This window comes from Bacteroidota bacterium (genome assembly GCA_041658205.1).
In the GTDB taxonomy this organism is placed as follows: domain Bacteria; phylum Bacteroidota; class Ignavibacteria; order UBA10030; family UBA8401; genus UBA8401.
Window position 1 is genome coordinate 1,640,034 of record JBBAAO010000001.1, and the last position, 17,845, is coordinate 1,657,878.

General features: G+C 40.6%; 16 protein-coding genes and 1 riboswitch. Of the genes, 4 read left to right on the forward strand and 12 right to left on the reverse strand.

From position 1 onward, the window contains the following. Positions 1 to 35: 35 nt before the first annotated feature. From rpsA to cmk, 3 genes are all read right to left on the reverse strand, one after another. Positions 36 to 1,784, reverse strand: a complete 1,749-nt coding sequence (gene rpsA, locus WDA22_06800) for a 30S ribosomal protein S1 (protein ID MFA5833167.1) — start codon at positions 1,782 to 1,784, stop codon at positions 36 to 38. Positions 1,785 to 1,936: 152 nt separating this feature from the next. Next, on the reverse strand, positions 1,937 to 2,827 hold the full coding sequence (locus tag WDA22_06805) for a 4-hydroxy-3-methylbut-2-enyl diphosphate reductase (GenBank protein ID MFA5833168.1): 891 nt from the start codon (positions 2,825 to 2,827) through the stop codon (positions 1,937 to 1,939). Between the two features lie 36 nt (positions 2,828 to 2,863). Beyond that, positions 2,864 to 3,544, reverse strand: a complete 681-nt coding sequence (cmk, locus tag WDA22_06810) for a (d)CMP kinase (protein MFA5833169.1) — start codon at positions 3,542 to 3,544, stop codon at positions 2,864 to 2,866. A 75-nt stretch (positions 3,545 to 3,619) separates the two neighbouring features. Here cmk and WDA22_06815 point away from each other — a divergent pair, with 75 nt between their 5' ends. Next, the gene (locus WDA22_06815; GenBank protein ID MFA5833170.1) at positions 3,620 to 4,165 is read left to right on the forward strand and encodes an RNA methyltransferase; all 546 of its coding nucleotides are present in this window, start codon (positions 3,620 to 3,622) and stop codon (positions 4,163 to 4,165) included. Here the strand turns inward: WDA22_06815 and WDA22_06820 are convergent. The 9 genes from WDA22_06820 to WDA22_06860 form a co-directional block, all read right to left on the reverse strand. Next, entirely contained in the window at positions 4,092 to 4,787 is a 696-nt protein-coding gene (locus tag WDA22_06820) for an ATP-binding protein (GenBank protein ID MFA5833171.1), read from the reverse strand. The genes WDA22_06815 and WDA22_06820 overlap by 74 nt on opposite strands. Further along, positions 4,788 to 5,537 (reverse strand): monofunctional biosynthetic peptidoglycan transglycosylase, encoded by a 750-nt coding sequence (mtgA, locus tag WDA22_06825; protein ID MFA5833172.1) that lies wholly within the window; start codon positions 5,535 to 5,537, stop codon positions 4,788 to 4,790. Between the two features lies 1 nt (position 5,538). Further along, positions 5,539 to 5,970, reverse strand: a complete 432-nt coding sequence (ruvX, locus tag WDA22_06830; GenBank protein MFA5833173.1) for a Holliday junction resolvase RuvX — start codon at positions 5,968 to 5,970, stop codon at positions 5,539 to 5,541. Then, positions 5,963 to 8,155 (reverse strand): bifunctional (p)ppGpp synthetase/guanosine-3',5'-bis(diphosphate) 3'-pyrophosphohydrolase, encoded by a 2,193-nt coding sequence (locus WDA22_06835; protein MFA5833174.1) that lies wholly within the window; start codon positions 8,153 to 8,155, stop codon positions 5,963 to 5,965. Before WDA22_06835 ends, ruvX begins: the two co-directional genes overlap by 8 nt. 5 nt (positions 8,156 to 8,160) lie before the next feature. After that, positions 8,161 to 9,168, reverse strand: a complete 1,008-nt coding sequence (locus WDA22_06840) for a hypothetical protein (GenBank protein ID MFA5833175.1) — start codon at positions 9,166 to 9,168, stop codon at positions 8,161 to 8,163. A 2-nt stretch (positions 9,169 to 9,170) separates the two neighbouring features. Beyond that, a complete protein-coding gene (gene upp / locus WDA22_06845; protein ID MFA5833176.1) occupies positions 9,171 to 9,797 on the reverse strand; it encodes a uracil phosphoribosyltransferase in 627 nt (208 codons plus the stop codon). A 22-nt stretch (positions 9,798 to 9,819) separates the two neighbouring features. Continuing rightward, a complete protein-coding gene (der, locus tag WDA22_06850) occupies positions 9,820 to 11,139 on the reverse strand; it encodes a ribosome biogenesis GTPase Der (GenBank protein ID MFA5833177.1) in 1,320 nt (439 codons plus the stop codon). Between the two features lie 95 nt (positions 11,140 to 11,234). Further along, positions 11,235 to 12,359, reverse strand: coding sequence for a homoserine O-acetyltransferase (gene metX, locus WDA22_06855; protein ID MFA5833178.1), 1,125 nt, complete (start codon positions 12,357 to 12,359; stop codon positions 11,235 to 11,237). Between the two features lie 58 nt (positions 12,360 to 12,417). Continuing rightward, positions 12,418 to 13,761 (reverse strand): O-acetylhomoserine aminocarboxypropyltransferase/cysteine synthase, encoded by a 1,344-nt coding sequence (locus tag WDA22_06860; protein ID MFA5833179.1) that lies wholly within the window; start codon positions 13,759 to 13,761, stop codon positions 12,418 to 12,420. Between the two features lie 310 nt (positions 13,762 to 14,071). Then, a riboswitch (SAM riboswitch) is annotated at positions 14,072 to 14,185 on the reverse strand. Positions 14,186 to 14,464: 279 nt separating this feature from the next. Here WDA22_06860 and WDA22_06865 point away from each other — a divergent pair. The 3 genes from WDA22_06865 to WDA22_06875 all read left to right on the forward strand — a co-directional run bounded on the left by WDA22_06865 (position 14,465) and on the right by WDA22_06875 (position 17,782). Then, positions 14,465 to 15,664, forward strand: coding sequence for a PAS domain-containing sensor histidine kinase (locus WDA22_06865; GenBank protein MFA5833180.1), 1,200 nt, complete (start codon positions 14,465 to 14,467; stop codon positions 15,662 to 15,664). Further along, on the forward strand, positions 15,661 to 17,088 hold the full coding sequence (locus WDA22_06870) for a sigma-54 dependent transcriptional regulator (protein ID MFA5833181.1): 1,428 nt from the start codon (positions 15,661 to 15,663) through the stop codon (positions 17,086 to 17,088). The genes WDA22_06865 and WDA22_06870 overlap by 4 nt, the downstream gene beginning before the upstream one ends. Positions 17,089 to 17,341: 253 nt before the next feature. Continuing rightward, positions 17,342 to 17,782: a hypothetical protein gene (locus tag WDA22_06875; GenBank protein MFA5833182.1), complete on the forward strand. Its 441-nt coding sequence runs from the start codon at positions 17,342 to 17,344 to the stop codon at positions 17,780 to 17,782. Positions 17,783 to 17,845 lie beyond the last annotated feature (63 nt).

Below are 17,845 nucleotides of genomic sequence, written 5' to 3' on the forward strand. Positions count from 1 at the left end.
TCACACCAAAGCGAGCGGCACTGTGTGGTACAATATTACTTCAATGATGCTTCTTCATCCGCTGCTTTTTTCTCTTCAGGTGTCAACTCAACTGGGAGCGCATCTTTCAGAGTGATCGGGGGAAGTTTATGTTTTGCAACATAGTCATCAATGATCTTCTGTTCTTTTCCGCGGAGATATTCTACAACGGAAAGAACGATCTTCTTGCTTTCACCATCAAACTCGATGACGGACATCGGAAGTTTGTCGCCAACCTGGAATGCTTCTGCCAGATTTTTGATTGGTGTCTGCGACAACTGTGACAACGGTACAAATCCATCAACGCCGAGCGGAAGTTCAACAATCACACCTTTTTCAATGATGCGGACCACTTTCCCTTCAACTTCGGTATTGACTTTGTACTGACCGCCGAAAGTATCCCACGGATTGTCATTCAGCTGCTTGTGTCCAAGAGAGATACGGCGTTGATCAACGTCAACTCCTAGGATAATGACATCGATGTTATCTCCTTTTTTCACAATTTCACCTGGATGACGGATTTTCTTTGTCCACGACAAATCAGAAATGTGAATAAGACCGTCGATACCCTGTTCCAATTCTACGAACACACCGAAGTTGGTCAAATTGCGGACCGTTCCGTTGTGCCGTGAACCAATCGGATATTTCACCATCAACGAACTCCACGGATCGGGTTCGAGTTGTTTCATGCCGAGCGAGATCTTCTTTCCTGCTGCATCAAGCGAAAGAATAACCGCTTCAATCACCTGACCCATGGAAACCATCTGTGAAGGATGTTTCACATGCTGTGTCCAGCTCATTTCGGAAATGTGGATAAGACCTTCAATACCTTTTTCTATTTCAATAAATGCACCGTAATCGGTGAGTGATACGACTTTGCCGCTGACCTTTTTGCCGATCGGATAGCGTTCGTCAATCTTTTCCCACGGATGTGCCTGCAATTGTTTCATGCCAAGTGAGATACGTTTCTTTTCCTGATCGAAATCAAGAACAACAACGTTCACAGTCTGATCAAGTTTTACCACTTCAGACGGATGGTTAATACGTCCCCATGAGAGGTCTGTAATGTGCACAAGACCGTCAACTCCGCCGAGGTCGATGAACACACCGAAGTCGGAGATAGCTTTAACGATACCTTCAAGGATCTGACCTTTTTCGAGGCCGGAAAGGATCGCTTTGCGTTGATCTGCAAGTTCTTCTTCCACAAGAATCTTATGACTAACGACAATGTTTTCCGACGGATGATTTACTTTTACCACGCGGAAATCCATATCTCTTCCGAGCAATGCATCAAAATCGCGCACCGGTCGAACATCGATCTGGGATCCAGGTAAGAATGCGTCGATTCCCATCACGTCTACAACCAGACCGCCTTTAATGCGACGGATGATCTTTCCTTGAACAACTTCACCGCTAGTGTACGACCTTGTGACTTTTTCCCATACGCGCATGAAGTCTGCACGTTTGCGTGAAAGAACCATCTGGCCGTCTTTATCTTCGATGCTTTCGAGAAATACCTCTACTTCATCGCCGATCTTTAAATCTTTGATGTTTGGAAATTCACCGATTGGCACAGTCCCTTCGGATTTAAAACCGATATCCAACACAACATCATTGTGTCCGATAAAAGCGATCTTTCCTTTTACGATCTCGCCTTGGGTGATTTTCCCCAATGTTCCTTCGTACATCTCGGTAAACAGTTTCATTTCCTCATCGGAATACGGTTTCTCGTCGATGAGTACATCTACTTCTTCTTTTTGTGACATTACATGTCTCCGTGTTCTCTATTCCATTATTTCTGGAACGAGAACCAGACCATTGTTTTTGTATTTTGTTAGACGGTCATCAAAATCTAACGCCGCACATCAACAACGATCAACTTACTGATTAGTGTATGATTTAGTGTATTGTGGATGACCTATGCAACTCTATTGTAACGTGTTTCAATTTCTTTCTTCACGCGCTCCATCAGCCATTGCGGTGTGGATGTTGCACCGCTAATGCCGACGCTGGCGGCATTCTTAAACCAATCTTCCTGTAACTCAAACTCATTCTCAACAAAATATGTTCTGGGATTCTCCGACTTTGCAATTTCATAGAGAACCTTACCGTTGGAACTCATTTTCCCCGCAACAAAAATCATTACATCGTTGCTCTGAGAAAATTCACGTAATTTTTTGTCCCGTCCTGAAACTTGTCCACAGATCGTATCTTTTGCATGGAAATCGATCGCCATCTCTTCAAATGTTCCTACTTCAAACTCAGCGTTAATCCGTTCTTTAATCGCATCACGAATTGCATAGAATGTCTCTTTGTCCATTGTTGTCTGAGAGAAGAGAACAGTCTTCTTCGAAAAATCAAGTTTATCAACTTCTGCGACCGATTTAATGACGATTGCGGTACCATTCGTATGTCCCACAAGACCGATCACTTCAGCATGATCTTTTTTTCCAAAAATCACTATCTGATACTGCTTATCGTAAAATTTTCTAATGCGTTCTTGAACTTTGGTCACCACCGGACACGTTGCATCTATAACATCAATTCCCCACTCCTTCATCTTGCGGAATGTTTCCGGAGGTTCGCCGTGCGCACGAATCAACACTTTAGCATCCTTCAGATTTGGAAGATCCTCGTGTCGGATCGTTTTCAATCCCTTCTGCTCCAATCGATCGATCTCGACGGGATTATGGATAATTTCTCCGAGAGAATATAATTTTCCAGTATCCGCAAGTTCTTGCTCAGCAATATCCACCGTACGAACCACGCCCCAGCAAAATCCGGAATTATTATCGACTGTTACTTTCATCTGGTTTTATATCCTTGACAGCGGTTTTTAACGTTGTCAAGGTTTAGAGTTAATAATACTTTTTGCTTTCGCTACAATAAATTCTACTTGTTGTTTAATGGAGAGACTCGTGGTATCTAATTCGATTGCATCCTCTGCTTTTCGAAGCGGGGAAACCGCTCGTTCCGAATCAATCCTATCTCGCTCCAGAATTTCTTTTTCTAATTCAATCAATGAAACAGCAACACCTTTTGCATCCAATTCTTTTTTTCGACGCAATGCCCGTTCCCGCGCATCGGCCAGCATGAAAATTTTTAATTCCGCTTTCGGAAATACAACTGTCCCGATATCTCTTCCTTCAAGAACAATTCCACTTTCATTCCCCATCGCTCGCTGTTCGTTCACCATCAATTTTCGTACTTCGGAAACTGTACTGACGGGGCTGACTATATTTGTCACTTCCGGCAGCCGAATTTCATCACTCACCTCTTCACCATCCAACAGAACTCGGACTTTGCCATTGTTTGAAACAAGCCGAACAGTAGTATTATTGGCCAGAGCTGCTACTTTTTCAGAGTCGTTCGGAGCAATTTTATTTCGAAGAACTTTTAATGCCATTGCGCGATACATAGCGCCTGTATCAATATGTAAATAGCCGAGTTGAGCAGCGACAAGTTTAGCGGTAGTGCTTTTCCCCGATGCGGCAGGCCCGTCAATAGCTATAATTATTTTCTTCAAATCTCACTTTTTTTGGCTTAAATTGAATGTAAATATACTCATTTTTGAATTCTCATCCAAAATTAAATTAGACTGATGCATAAATTAAGTCACGAAGAAATCTCAAAAAACCGTAAGAAACTTGATGAATTTGAATCAGTCGAGCGCAATCCTATATATGCTATGGCTGATAATATTCGAAGTTTATATAACGTTGGATCAATTTTTAGAAGTTCGGATGGAGCGCTATTAAGTAAACTGTTTCTCACGGGATTTACACCTCATCCACCCCGAAAAGAGATTGATAAGACAGCTCTTGGTTCAACATTGACTGTCCCCTGGGAGTACTATAAGGACCCGTTGAATGCCGTTAGCAAATTGAAAGAACAAAAAATAAAGATATGCGTTTTAGAATTGACCAGTAAAAGTGTCCCCTACTACGATCTGACAAAGCAAGATTTTCCATTATGCCTTGTCTTTGGAAATGAGATCACCGGCGTTTCGAAGGAAATAATTGATCAAGCGGATATGGGAATTGAAATACCTATGTTCGGTCACAAACAATCGCTTAACGTCGCTGTGGCGTACGGTATTGTTTTGTACGACTGTCTGCGAATACTTCATCATCGGAAGCAAGGGTGAAATAATCGTTCTTTTCCAGCGTGTGAATTCGAACAACACCGGCACGGACAAGCGTGGTCAGTATGCGCGATGCCCTTCGGATGGAAATATTGATGAGATCTGAATATTCTGATACAGTGATACGATGTTGTTGCTCTAGATATTCAAATAATCGTTTTTCATTTTCGCCAATCGTAAGAGTCAACGGTGGTTTTTCAGGGCGTTCATCTTTCAGCACTTTCACAACTTCTTTGCTGGCGATAACCGTATTATCGTTTACACGGATAAACACTTTTTTTTCATTATCGTCATCCACAACATAATGCGGTTTATCTTCACTTTCCTCAACGGTAGCAACAATAACATCACGATGATTATAGGGAACGATGTTGATTGCAACGGAAACGGGAGGTTCACAATAGAAACGAGCAGATTCATCAATTAAATCTAATTCTGTCTTTTCACTTTCTACACCAACAATCGATCCATCATCATCTACTCCAAAAAGAACAATTCCCCCTCTGGTATTTGCAAATGAGGATAATGTTTTCGCAATCTTTTTCGGTGAAGAGACTTTTCGTTTGAACTCCAGTTCGAATCCCTCTCCCTCTTCTATCAGCATTTTCACATCGCGGATCTTCATCTACATTCCCCGTGCAGACATCCTGCTTAAAATAATCGATGTGCGGCGTGTAACGTATCTGGACATGTCATTTGGTTTATGCCTGCGCGGACTAGGAATCACCGCAGCCATCTGCGCCGCTTCTTCTTTTGATAATTGGAATGCAGATTTTCCAAAATATTTTTTTGCTGCCGCTTCTGCACCGAATACTCCGTTCCCCCATTCAATCACATTAAGATATATTTCCAAAATACGGCGTTTGGATAATGTCCGCTCCATTCGAAGTGTGATGATCAATTCTTTTAATTTTCGAATAGGATCTTTTGACGTTGAGAGATATAGATTTTTTGAAAGCTGTTGTGAAATGGTGCTGCCCCCTCTCGCTGCTTTTCCCTTTTCAAAATTCTTTTCGATTGACTCACCGACTTCATACCAATCGATTCCTTCGTGTTCAAAAAACATCCCATCTTCCGATACAATGACTGCGTTTACAAGATGTTTTGATATTCGCGAAATCGGAATCCAATGTTGTTGTATAACAAACTTCTTATCCTTTGATGACGATTCATCAATACGTTGAAGCATCATTGCGGTTGTTCCGGGATTATTCTTTCGGAGCGATTGAAGACTGTTATTCGGAAGAGTTAAATATTGGAGAAAGATAATAAAGGCAATAATGCCTATCGCGGATTTTAGTTTGTTCGAATGAATCCACAACAATGCTATGTTCTTGTACTCAAGGATATTATTTTTTAAATCTTGCTGTTCCACATTATCTCTTTTGAATATCCAAGTAACTTTGGAGAAGAATTGCCGCGGCCACTTCGTCTACTTTGCCCTTATTGTTTTGCCGCTGCTTTTTCTTTGTCCCCATACTCATGATTGATCGTTGCGCCATGACTGAAGTGAATCGTTCATCGAGCATGACGATTTCAATTTGCGTCTTCTCTTTCAACCGAGCAACGAATGTTTTTACTTCTTCCGCTTTCGTGCTGACTTCTCCCTTCAAATTCAAAGGATTGCCAACAATAATTTTTTCGACATTCTGATCGACCATAATTGAAAGAATATGATCAAGGCTGTGGGAATCATTCTGAATTGTCGTTAGGCCTTGTGCAATAATCTTCAGCGGATCACTGACAGAAATACCGATTCGAACTGTTCCATAATCAATACCAAGAATGCGCGAATACTCATTATTCATCAAACCGTTCCACTTTCGTGATATTTTTGATACGCCTCAATCGATCGATGATATTATTCAAATGAGCAATATCCTTTACGTACAATATAAATTGACCGTCAAAAAAAGAATCTTTTGTATTAATCGTGACACCGCGAATATTCGTGCTGTTAAAATTGGAGATGGCGTTTGTGACATCATTCAATAGACCATTTCGATCGTTACCGGAAATTTTTACACCAGCAATAAAATCACCAGCACCGGATTCAGGCCATGATACACGAACAATTCGCTGTTCTCCATTACTCAGCATCGATTGAACGTTGCGGCAGTTTTTTCGGTGAATTTTAATCCCCTCACCAGTGGTAACATATCCTACAATGTCATCCCCCGGAATTGGATTGCAGCATTTGGCATATGTATACAACATATCGCCTTTAGTGCCGAAGATTGATATTCCCGTCGTAAGATTTCTGGCTGTGTCGACAAATTTATTGAACATCGACGTTGATTCATCGACTTTTGTTTCCGTTTCACCTTTGAGATTCGTATCAGTCAACTCACTAATGACGACATCAACATCAATCTCTTCATTTTTGATTGCGAGATAAAACAACTGAAGATTGTCATACCGTTTTGTATGAACAAACTTTGTGAGATCATCATCATTAATATGAAGTTTTGCCTTTTTCGCTTTTTTATCCCAAATCTCTTTCCCTTCATCAATCAGTTTTCGTTCTTCTTCCTTGATGTATCGGCGAATATGGGATTTTGCTTTATGAGTTATCGCAAATTTTTCCCAATCAAAATTCGGTTTTTGCTTTTTCGATGTAATAACTTCCACTTGATCGCCGCTTCGGAGAATTGTGTTTAATGGAACAATTCTACCGTTTACTTTTGCACCAATCGTATGAAAACCGACATCCGAATGGATTTCAAAAGCAAAATCAATCGCCGTGGCACCTTTGGGAAGGATCTTCAAGTCACCTTTTGGTGTGAAGACATAAATTTCATCCTGGTAAAGATTTAGTTTGAAACTTTCGATTAATTCTTTCGGTGACACATTTTCGTCTGCCTGTTTTTGGTCGAACATTTCACGAACCCAGTTGATCCAATTTTCCAACTCTCTGTCCAACGGCGCCTGCGAACTATTCTCTTTATAATACCAATGCGCCGCAACACCGCGTTCCGCGATTTCATGCATTTGGCGCGTTCGGATCTGTACTTCAACCATTTTTCCTTCGGGACCGACAACTGTTGTGTGAAGCGATTGGTAGCCGTTCTTTTTGGGAATGGAAATATAATTTTTAAAACGTTCGGGAATTGGTTTATAGATTTCAGAGATGATGCCGTATACTGTGAAACACTCGTTATTGTCCGGCGTTTGCAAGATGATACGAACGGCGAACATATCGTAAATTTCTTCCAACGGTTTTGAACGTTTCTGCATCTTATTGTAAATGCTAAATAAGTGCTTGGGACGTCCTTCAATTTCAAATTTCAAATTGCTCTGACGAAGCCGTGTTTCAACAGGGACAATAAACTTGCGGATATAATGTTCTCGTTCTCGTCGTTTGGAATTCAACCCGTGTGCAATCTCTTCATACTCTTTTCGATGAAGATGCTTAAACGCCAGATCTTCCAACTCCCATTTTATTTTTGCAAGACCAAACCGATGAGCAAACGGTGCGTAGATATCAAGGGTTTCTTTTGCGATGCGTTGTTGTTTTTCGGCGGGAAGATATTCCAATGTCCGCATGTTATGCAGGCGATCGGCAAACTTAATAATCATCACACGGATATCATTGACCATGGAGAGGAGCAGTTTACGGTAATTTTCTGCCTGTGTAATCTCATGGCTGTCAAAGATATTGCTAATTTTTGTTGCACCATCGACTATTTCTGCAATCGTATCTCCAAATTCTTTGCGAATAATGTCAATATCGATATCGGTATCTTCCACTACGTCGTGAAGCAATGCCGATGCAACAGAAACATCATCCAACGCAATCTCTTTAGCAACTACCATTGCCACTTCAAAAGGGTGGCCAAAATACGGTTCGCCGGAACTACGCAAGTCATGCTTATGCGCTTCGACACTCATTTCAAACGCGCGAGTGATGAGATCGACATTTACCTTGTGAAGATTCTTATGGCAGACTGCCAAAAGATCATCCAATTTTTTTTTATGTTTGGCTAACAGCATTAAGGTTACTCGATTGTTTCCAAAAGATCTTCCGCTTTGGAGATCTTCTTTTTCAGATCGCCTTTGGTTCTTCCAATGTATTTTTTCAGTGCAATCAATTGTTTCAGCTCAACTTTTGCTTTGGCGGTATCTTTTCCCGTTATGGCAAACTGCGCTATTTTTAATCTGCAAACAGCTTCAGTATATCGATTCACCACTTTGGCATGTATTGTACTTTGAAGCAATCGTTCTACAATCTCGATTAGTTTTTTTTTATTATTCCATTGTTCGTAGGTGGTCATTAAATTCCAAAGAAATAATCGATTATCCGGATATTCTTTGAGCATAATTAGGCCGTATTTTTCAGCATCGGCATAACGTTTTTCTTCAGTAAAGATAACCATCAAATTATGCGATGCAAGATGTTTTTCATACGGATGGGAAAAAGATTCGACAATGAGCTTAATCCCTTCTTCGCTTCTATCCGAAATAAATGGAATCCAAGACATTTTGCTGCGCCAGTAATAGAAAGAGCCGAGAATATTTTTTGCTTCAACAAAATTGGGATCGGCTTCTAAACAACGTTCCAAAGAACCGCCTGCCGACAAGCCGTAATAAATTCCAGAGGCAAGATTTCCATTCTCTGACTTTGTATAAGAACGAAATGCTTCTGAGCTTCCCGTATAAAAATAACCGTACGCAGAATTGTTTTTACTTTTAATGAGAGGTTGAGAGAGGATTTCAACAATATTCAATAATGAATCGTATTGTTTTTCGTTGAATGGATCGTCATAATCGGTATTTTTTGCCTGCATCATTCCTGCCAAATAGAGATATCCGGAGGGATGATGCGGGAATTCTTTGATGATGGTTTGGAAAACAATTTCCGCTGAGTCATATTCTTGCTTCAATGTCAGGTCGATTCCCTGGAGCACCAATGAGTGTTGATGTTTATCTTCCAAGAATTGGGATTGAAGAAATGATGATACAGAGAGAAGCAGAATGAATGAATATGCAATAATATTTTTCAGCAAGATTACTCCGTACCAAAAACTCTATCTCCTGCATCTCCAAGACCAGGCAGGATATATCCATTATTATTCAACCCTCTATCCACGACTGCACAAAAAATATCAACATCGGGATGACTCTTTTGCACAATCTTTATACCGGCGGGCGATGCAACTAAACAAACAAATCGAATATTGTTTGCCCCTTTATTTTTCAGGAACGTTAATGCTGCTTTTGCACTTCCTCCTGTAGCCAACATCGGATCAATAAGGAGCACCAAACTTTTCGATAATGTTTTGGGAAATTTTGAATAATAATCAACCGGTTCCAATGTCTCTTCATCACGATATAAACCGACATGACCGACCTTTGCTTCTGGAAGCACATTCATGAATCCTTCCACCATACCCAAACCAGCGCGAAGAATTGGAACAATCACGATATGCTCTTTGAGTCTGACACCGTTCGTTTTTTCCAACGGAGTCTCAAGGGCATATTCTTGAAGTGAAAAATTGTGAGTCACTTCAAATGCCATCATTCCCGCAATTCGATTGAGCACTGTGCGAAATTGATGATTCGGAGTATTCTTATCTCGAAGGATGGAAACATCACGCTGCACAAGAGGATGGTCAATAACGGTGAGGGTACTCATGCAATCTCCAAAATGATGAGAATTATTTTCGTTTTTTCTTAAAGACAAGTATTAAGGGAACACCAATAAATCCATAATGATGCCTGATCCTGTTCCTCAGAAAACCTTTGTACGATTCCGAGACGAGGTCCGGCTCATTGGCAAAGAATGCAAAAACTGGAGGAGATGTCTTCACTTGAGTCACATAATTCAATTTGATATCCTTCCCTGTTTTTGTTGAAGGTGGATAACGCTGGACATCTGGAAGCAATGTGTCATTGAGCGAACTGGTCGGGATTCTCATCGCACGGTTTGTATGGACCGTTTTCGCAAGATCGATCAGTTTTGGCAGGCGTTGTTTCGTCTTCGCTGATACAAAGAGCACAGGGATATAATCATATTGTCGTAATTTTTCACGAAGGGATTCTTCATACCGGATAGTTGAGTTCGTATCCTTCCCTTCTACTGCATCCCATTTGTTGATCCCCAAAACCACACCGATATTTTTTTCAGCTGCAGTCTGAACAATCCTAAAATCCTGTTTCTCCAATGGAATGCTCGCGTCAAATAAAATAATCGCAATATTACATCGATCGATCGCTTTTAAAGTTCTTAATGTTGAATAAAAATCAACATTCTGTCGAATTTTACTTTTCCGCATCAACCCGGCGGTGTCTACAAGCAACACCTCTTCGCCATTCAAATTATAGATAGAATCAATCGAATCACGTGTTGTTCCGGCAATTGGAGTAACAATGGAGCGTTCTTTTCCTATCAGCGCATTCACCATCGACGATTTTCCAACATTTGGCTTTCCGATGATCGCTATACGCATCTGAGAATCTTCTTTTTTATCGTCCAGGTCGATTGTGAATTCCTGCGTGAGTACATCAAGAAAATCACCGATCTTTCTCCCTCCCAATGCTCCAATGGTATAGAGTTCTCCGAGTCCCAACGTATGGAACTGCGCCGAATTAGTTTCTTCACGAGCTGAATCAACCTTGTTAACAACCAGAATGACTTTTTTGTTTTCTCTACGGAGGATATTTGCCAGCTCTTTGTCGATATAAGTTATGCCTTCTTTTCCATCGACGAGAAATATGATCTTGTCAGCTTCTTCAATGGCGATCTGTGTCTGTTCGCGGATCGCCTTTTCAAAAACTTCATCAGAATCAGGAACAAATCCCCCAGTATCAATAATCGTGAACGGTTTTCCAGTCCATTCTGCTTCAGCATAGTGACGGTCGCGCGTAATACCAGGGGCATCATCAACGATGGCTGTCTGCATTCCGATAAGGCGGTTAAAAAAAGTAGATTTCCCGACGTTGGGGCGACCAACGATTGCAACGATAGGCTTTGACATTTTTTCTTTCTATTTAGGACAAAATACGAAATATAAAGGACAAAAAAAATCCCGCCTTGTTTACCAAAGGCGGGATTCGTTTTTCGAAGAAATGTCTATAGGGTAGCAAAATATTTCTTTACATGAGTTTCCATTTGCTCAAATTCAATCAGGAAAGCGTCATGTCCGTAAGGAGAATGGATCTCGCGATAGGTAGAGTGTGGAATCAGCGATGCTATGTGTTGCTGTTCTGAAACTGGGTACAGAATATCTGAATCGATCCCGATTGATAATGATGGGATTTTTATAGAACCAAGCACTTCCTGCAACGTTCCTCTACCGGATGTAACATCATGCAAATCCATTGATCGGGTAATGTAGAGATACGTGTTGGCATCAAAGCGATTGACCAATTTTATTCCTTGATGATGAAGATAACTTTCCACTTGAAAAAGATTCGAGGTATCAAATCGATAGGTTAATTCGCTGCCGTTCTTTTTTTGCCGTTCACGCGAAAAGCGGGAAGCAAATTCTTTTTCACTTCGATATGACATCATCGCTATTTGGCGAGCAAGCGAAAACCCTTTTTCAGGCTGCTTAAATTCATAATAATTTCCTCCTCTCCAATCAGGATCGTTCATAATCGCCTGTCGGGCAAGATCATTCAAGCCTATCGCCCATGGAGAATGCTGTGCGGATGTTGCGATAGGAATGATGGATTCAACTAACTCAGGATACAATAAAGCCCACTCGAGCACTTGCATTCCGCCAAGTGAACCGCCGATGACGGTCTTCAATTTTTTTACACCAAGATAGGTTACCAGCGATTTTTGAACGCGGACCATATCTCGAACGGTCATTTGAGGAAACAACATTCCGTAGGGATGTCCTGTGATGGGATTGATCGAGTTCGAACCAGTCGTGCCGTAACAACTACCAAGAAAATTTGAACTGATAATAAAATATTTTCTGGTATCAAGCGGTTTTCCTTCACCAATAAACGAATCCCACCAGCCAATCGAATGAGGATCATCAGACGTATATCCTGCAGCATGTGCACTTCCTGTAAGAGCATGGCAAACAAGAATTGCATTGCTGCACTCTACGTTCAATTCACCGTATGTTTCATAAGCAACTGAAACAGAAGAAAGTTCCTCTCCACAATCCATGACCAGTGGATTTGTTTCGTCAAACAATTGAACATTTTTTGTCGCAACAATATTTTTTGTTTTTATTTCCATTTTTATTTGCAAAAAGAAGTGACCGTCATCGAATAGATGACAGTCACTGATAACATATCTATGCAGTTACTGTTTCTCTATTTTTTACGGCACGGAGAGCTTCATCGAAATCTTCAATGATATCTTCGATATGCTCAATCCCGACTGAAACTCGAATAAGATCCGGAGTAACACCGGAAAGCAATTGTTCTTCCTGGTTCAATTGTTCATGTGTCGTCGATGCCGGGTGGATGACGAGAGTCTTTGCATCACCAACATTAGCCAACAGACTAGACAGTTTCACGTTATTAACAAATTTCTTGCCTGATTCTATTCCACCCTTTATTCCGAAAACAAGAACTGAACCAAACAATCCGTTTCGCAAATATTTTTTTGCCAATGTGTGATGCGGATGATCAGGTAATCCTGGATATGAGACCCATTCTACCAGCGGATGTTTCTCTAACCATTGTGCTAGCTTTAATGCATTCTCGTTGTGTCGTTCAATACGCAATGACAGAGTTTCCAATCCTTGCAATAATTGAAATGAATTGAACGGACTGATTGCAGCGCCGATATCACGCAGGCCTTCAACACGTGCACGAATGGCAAACGCAATGTTTCCGAATGGTCCGGGGGTTCCGAAGACATCCCAGAATTTCAATCCGTGATACGCCGGACTTGGTTCGGTAAAAATTGGAAACTTACCATTTCCCCAATTAAATTTTCCGGAATCCACAACAACACCACCAATGGAAGTTCCATGTCCGCCGATCCATTTTGTTGCCGAGTGAGTGATGATATCCGCACCATGTTCAAACGGACGTGCCAAGTATCCACCGGCACCAAACGTATTGTCCACAATCAACGGAATACCTTGATCATGTGCAATTTTTGCAATGGCTTCCAAATCAGGAATATTTAGTCTCGGATTACCGATTGTTTCAATATAGATTGCTTTTGTTTTTTCATCAATTAATTTTTTGAATTCTTCGGTTGAATCACCATCAACAAATTTTACACCAATTCCCAAACGAGGCAATGTCACCTTAAATTGATTGTATGTTCCGCCATACAGATTACTTGTGGAGATGATATTTTCCCCAGCCTGGGCAATTGTAGTAATTGCAAGAAATTGGGCTGCTTGTCCTGAAGCAGTTGCAACTGCAGCAACTCCTCCTTCAAGAGCTGCAATACGTTCTTCGAACACGGCGGTAGTAGGATTCATAATTCGGGTGTAAATATTCCCAAATTCTTTCAAGCCAAAAAGATTTGCGGCGTGCGTTGCATTATCAAAATTGTAGGAAGTTGTTTGATAAATCGGAACAGCACGTGATTTCGTCGTCGGATCGGGCTGCTGGCCAGCATGCAATTGTAATGTTTCAAAACGATAGTTTCTTTTTTTTCCATTTGTCGTAGACATAACATTTTCCTCTTATAATTTAAATGTATACACTGCTCCACTGTGGAGGTTAGTGTGTTTACCAATGTAGAATGAGGGAGTATATGTTAGCGACAACAGAGAAAATTACCGTCGAAATACGACGAGGTATGTTCCAGGGTAGGACGTGAAGCGTAAAAAAGATGTAGGTTAGAAATATTCATGGTATAGTTTCTTTGTTATTGCTCAATCAATACTACAGCATAAGTAACAAAGTAGTAGTACATTTAAAACGAAAAAACCTCTTATAGTTGATAAACTAAAAGAGGTTTTGAATAAAACTCAGGCTTTTAGTTCATCTTGTTCTCCTTACGGAGAATCTGAATTTAGCACCTGCACAACGCTGTTTGAGTTGCCGGTTGCTGTGGAATCTTCGGGTCAGTCCCTCATCCACTCTTGATGAATGTTAATTATCTATGAAAAAGAACTATATGTAATATAACATATAATTTTTATATGTCAATAGTTGTTCCTGTTTTATTTTTATGTACTCTTTGCTGTAACACTTAGATCAGTCAAAACAATCATCAGATTCTGAAATATTATTCGGTCTTCGTTATGTCATATAAATTTCTATATTTATTTATGTCAGTCAAATTAATTTCTAAAAAATTATAGTCGATTGATTATAGATGCGGAAAAGCCAGTATACCATGACATCGGTTAATTATTTTCATAAATAACAATGAGCACAGAAAATCGTTACGAAAAGTTAGTCCACTATCTCACCGATTATATTTATACGGTCACTATTAAAAATGGTGTTGCTGTCGGAACATATCACGGACCGGGCTGTTTCGCCATCACCGGATATACACCGGAAGATTATCAAAAGGATCCTGACCTTTGGTACAGGATGATTCATCCAAAAGAGCGTGAGAACGTTCTACGACAAGCACAATTAGCATTAACGGGAAAAGAATGTGATCCGGTGGAGCATCGCATTATACACAGCGATGGCACAACACGCTGGATCCGGAACAAGATTGTTATCTCGAAAAATGATCGGGGTCAGTCTGTGGCATACGATGGACTGATTAACGACATTACAGATTTAAAGCGTGCTGAGGCAGCTGCGGTTCATCGAAGTCGTCAATTAAGACAAGCGGAAAAAATGGCTTCACTCGGGACATTGGTTGCAGGTATTGCACATGAAGTGAATAATCCGAATAATTTTTTGATGCTCAATGCACAGTTATTCACCAAAATGTGGAAAGATGTCCTCCCGATTCTTGATGAATACTATAAAGTGAATGGTGATTTTTGTTTGGCGGGAATTCCCTATAGTGAATGTAAAGATAAAATGGTCCAATCGTCGGAAGGAATAGTGAAGGGCTCAGAACGTATTTCGACGATCACAAAACGGCTGACAGAGTATTCTAAACTTGACAGTGACTCACTCAACGAAACGGTGGATGTAAACAATGTCGTAGAAATGGCTGTTGCCATTACTGGAACTATGATCAAAGCCTCTACATCGAATTTTACTGTCGAGTACGCAACACTACTTCCAAAGATACGAGGAAATGCGCAACAGCTTGAACAGGTTGTCGTAAACCTCATTACAAACGCATGTCAATCCCTTAAAGATAGTTTCGCCCAAATAAAAATCTCAACAACGTTCGATGCAGAGCGAAGCAGGGTGCGTGTTTCCATTGAAGATCACGGCATCGGTATCAAAGAGAGCGATATGAGATATATTATGGATCCCTTCTTCACTACCAAACGAAATTCGGGAGGAACAGGTCTGGGTCTTTCTGTTTCCTATAATATTATTAAAAATCACAATGGCACCCTACTGTTTAAGAGCGAAGTGAACAAAGGAACTATTGCGAAAATAACACTTCCTATCTCACGTGAAGTAGAAACACCAAAACATTTATGAGCACAAAACATTTTCCCCACTTCCCTATCCTTCTTGTTGATGATGAAGAGCACTTTCTCTTGAGTGTAGATTTGACACTACGATCCAACGGTTTCAATAATATCAACTCTTGTTCCGATGGCATTAAGGTGATGAAATTACTCAAAGAGAATAAATACTCTTTGATTGTTCTGGATATCAATATGCCCAATATCTCAGGACTGGAACTACTCGTATTAATTACCGCACATCACCCGGATATTCCTGTTGTTGTTCTGACTGCAGTGAATGATGTGGAAAGTGCCGTACTCTGCATTAAAGAGGGAGCGTTCGATTATGTGGTGAAACCTGTTACCGATGCAAAATTAGTGACTACCGTACGACACGGTATTGAATTGGCAGAGATTAAACATGAGAATGAATTATTAAAACAATCTCTCCTTCGAGACGATGTTGTGAATCCTGATATCTTTAAGGAGATTGTTACCCGCAGCAATTCGTTACATTCCATCTTTAAATATATTGAAGCTGTAGCCAAAACAAATCTTCCTATTCTTATCACCGGTGAAACGGGAACCGGAAAGGAACTTTTTGCCCGTGCTGTTCATACCGCAAGCGGAAGAAGGGGTGAATTGATTTCCATTAACGTAGCCGGACTGGATGACAATTTTTTTTCGGATACATTGTTTGGACATAAGAAAGGTGCTTTCACCGGCGCTGATTCTGAACGCAAGGGATTGATTGAAAAAGCGGATGAGGGAGCACTCTTTCTGGATGAAATAGGTGATTTAAGCATAGAGTCGCAAGTAAAATTACTTCGGCTGCTACAAGACGGGCATTATTTCCCGCTCGGATCCGATATTGCCAAACTTTCTCATGCCCGTATTATTGTTGCAACACATCGCGACATTAAGTTGATGCAGCAACAAAATACATTCCGACAAGATCTTTACTATCGTTTGAAATCTCATCATGTGCACATTCCACCATTACGAGAGCGAAAGTCTGACGTTCCATTTTTAATTGACCATTTTCTCGCAAAAGCGGCCGCTTCGTTGAACAAGAAAAAGCCTACACCTCCAAAGGAATTATATACGTTATTAAATAATTATTCCTTTCCGGGAAATGTCCGCGAGTTGGAAGGACTTATTTTCGATGCTGTGAGCCTCCATTCATCTGGAGTATTGTCTCTCGATTCTATTCGAAATACTATTTCGTTATCGAACCAAGATACTACCCCATCTCTTCAGCACAATACATCGTTTACCTTGGTGAATTTCCCCGGAAGGTTTCCAACAATGAAGGAAGCCGAAGATTCCATCATTGAAGAAGCATTGAAACGAGCCGATGGAAATCAAACCATAGCAGCTGAGTTGCTTGGCATGACCCGCCGCGCATTAAACAATCGACTGCAAAGAATGTATAAAAATGACAAGTGGGTTTAATCAATGGGTGCCACAATTTTTCCATTGCTCCCTATTGCGTTTTTGTAATGGAAGCCTTTCTCTATCAACCACTTAGCGTCATAATTGAACAAACCCGTGATGTTATGTGGCACCTTTCTTTTCATGCAAAATGTAGAGATCTCCGCTAAATTTTGCAAAAAATCAATACTTCTGAAAAAATAAATGTTGGCACTCCCTTTGTAACACTAATAGGCGAGCGACAACATTTCACACAATTCAGGAGGATCGGAACATGAATACACTATTGCGGTTCACAGCGGTAATACTGTTGTTGGGTGCAACAACTGTACAGGGTATTGCGCAGATTAAGGACGTGAAATTTGAATCTGTGAAATTCCAGAAAATAATAGATAAGTCACTCGTGCCATCATTGGAAAGCGACATTCCCGGCATTGTTGACGGATCCATTTATAATATAGTACTGTGCAAGAAATATTTTTCGTCATTGAATTTTACAACTGCCAATGCGAAGTTAAAATGGGTAATCGCTGAAAATGCATCACCATCCTTATGTTACAAAGCGCATTTAGCATTGATTTATTTGGAACATGCAGATGAGATTACCATCGCTCCCGTTTCCAAAGCAGAATCAACCGACTATATTTTCAGACAGATTTCGGATGAACTTAAAGCGAAAATGTTAGTCATTAGCGGATCGATTGTTCAGAAATAAAATAATCACATTGTTGTTTTATGGTACAAAGAGAGGGCCGTTTTTTTAGTGGAAAAACGGCCC

Coding starts and splice junctions, on each gene's coding strand:
- WDA22_06870 (MFA5833181.1), top strand. CDS start 15,661: ATGAGCACAAAACATTTTCCCCACTTCCCTATCCTTCTTGTTGATGAT.
- rpsA (MFA5833167.1), bottom strand. CDS start 1,784: ATGTCACAAAAAGAAGAAGTAGATGTACTCATCGACGAGAAACCGTAT.
- WDA22_06835 (MFA5833174.1), bottom strand. CDS start 8,155: ATGCTGTTAGCCAAACATAAAAAAAAATTGGATGATCTTTTGGCAGTC.
- ruvX (MFA5833173.1), bottom strand. CDS start 5,970: ATGAATAATGAGTATTCGCGCATTCTTGGTATTGATTATGGAACAGTT.
- der (MFA5833177.1), bottom strand. CDS start 11,139: ATGTCAAAGCCTATCGTTGCAATCGTTGGTCGCCCCAACGTCGGGAAA.
- WDA22_06865 (MFA5833180.1), top strand. CDS start 14,465: ATGAGCACAGAAAATCGTTACGAAAAGTTAGTCCACTATCTCACCGAT.
- WDA22_06875 (MFA5833182.1), top strand. CDS start 17,342: ATGAATACACTATTGCGGTTCACAGCGGTAATACTGTTGTTGGGTGCA.
- WDA22_06860 (MFA5833179.1), bottom strand. CDS start 13,761: ATGTCTACGACAAATGGAAAAAAAAGAAACTATCGTTTTGAAACATTA.
- WDA22_06815 (MFA5833170.1), top strand. CDS start 3,620: ATGCATAAATTAAGTCACGAAGAAATCTCAAAAAACCGTAAGAAACTT.
- WDA22_06820 (MFA5833171.1), bottom strand. CDS start 4,787: ATGAAGATCCGCGATGTGAAAATGCTGATAGAAGAGGGAGAGGGATTC.
- metX (MFA5833178.1), bottom strand. CDS start 12,359: ATGGAAATAAAAACAAAAAATATTGTTGCGACAAAAAATGTTCAATTG.
- upp (MFA5833176.1), bottom strand. CDS start 9,797: ATGAGTACCCTCACCGTTATTGACCATCCTCTTGTGCAGCGTGATGTT.
- WDA22_06805 (MFA5833168.1), bottom strand. CDS start 2,827: ATGAAAGTAACAGTCGATAATAATTCCGGATTTTGCTGGGGCGTGGTT.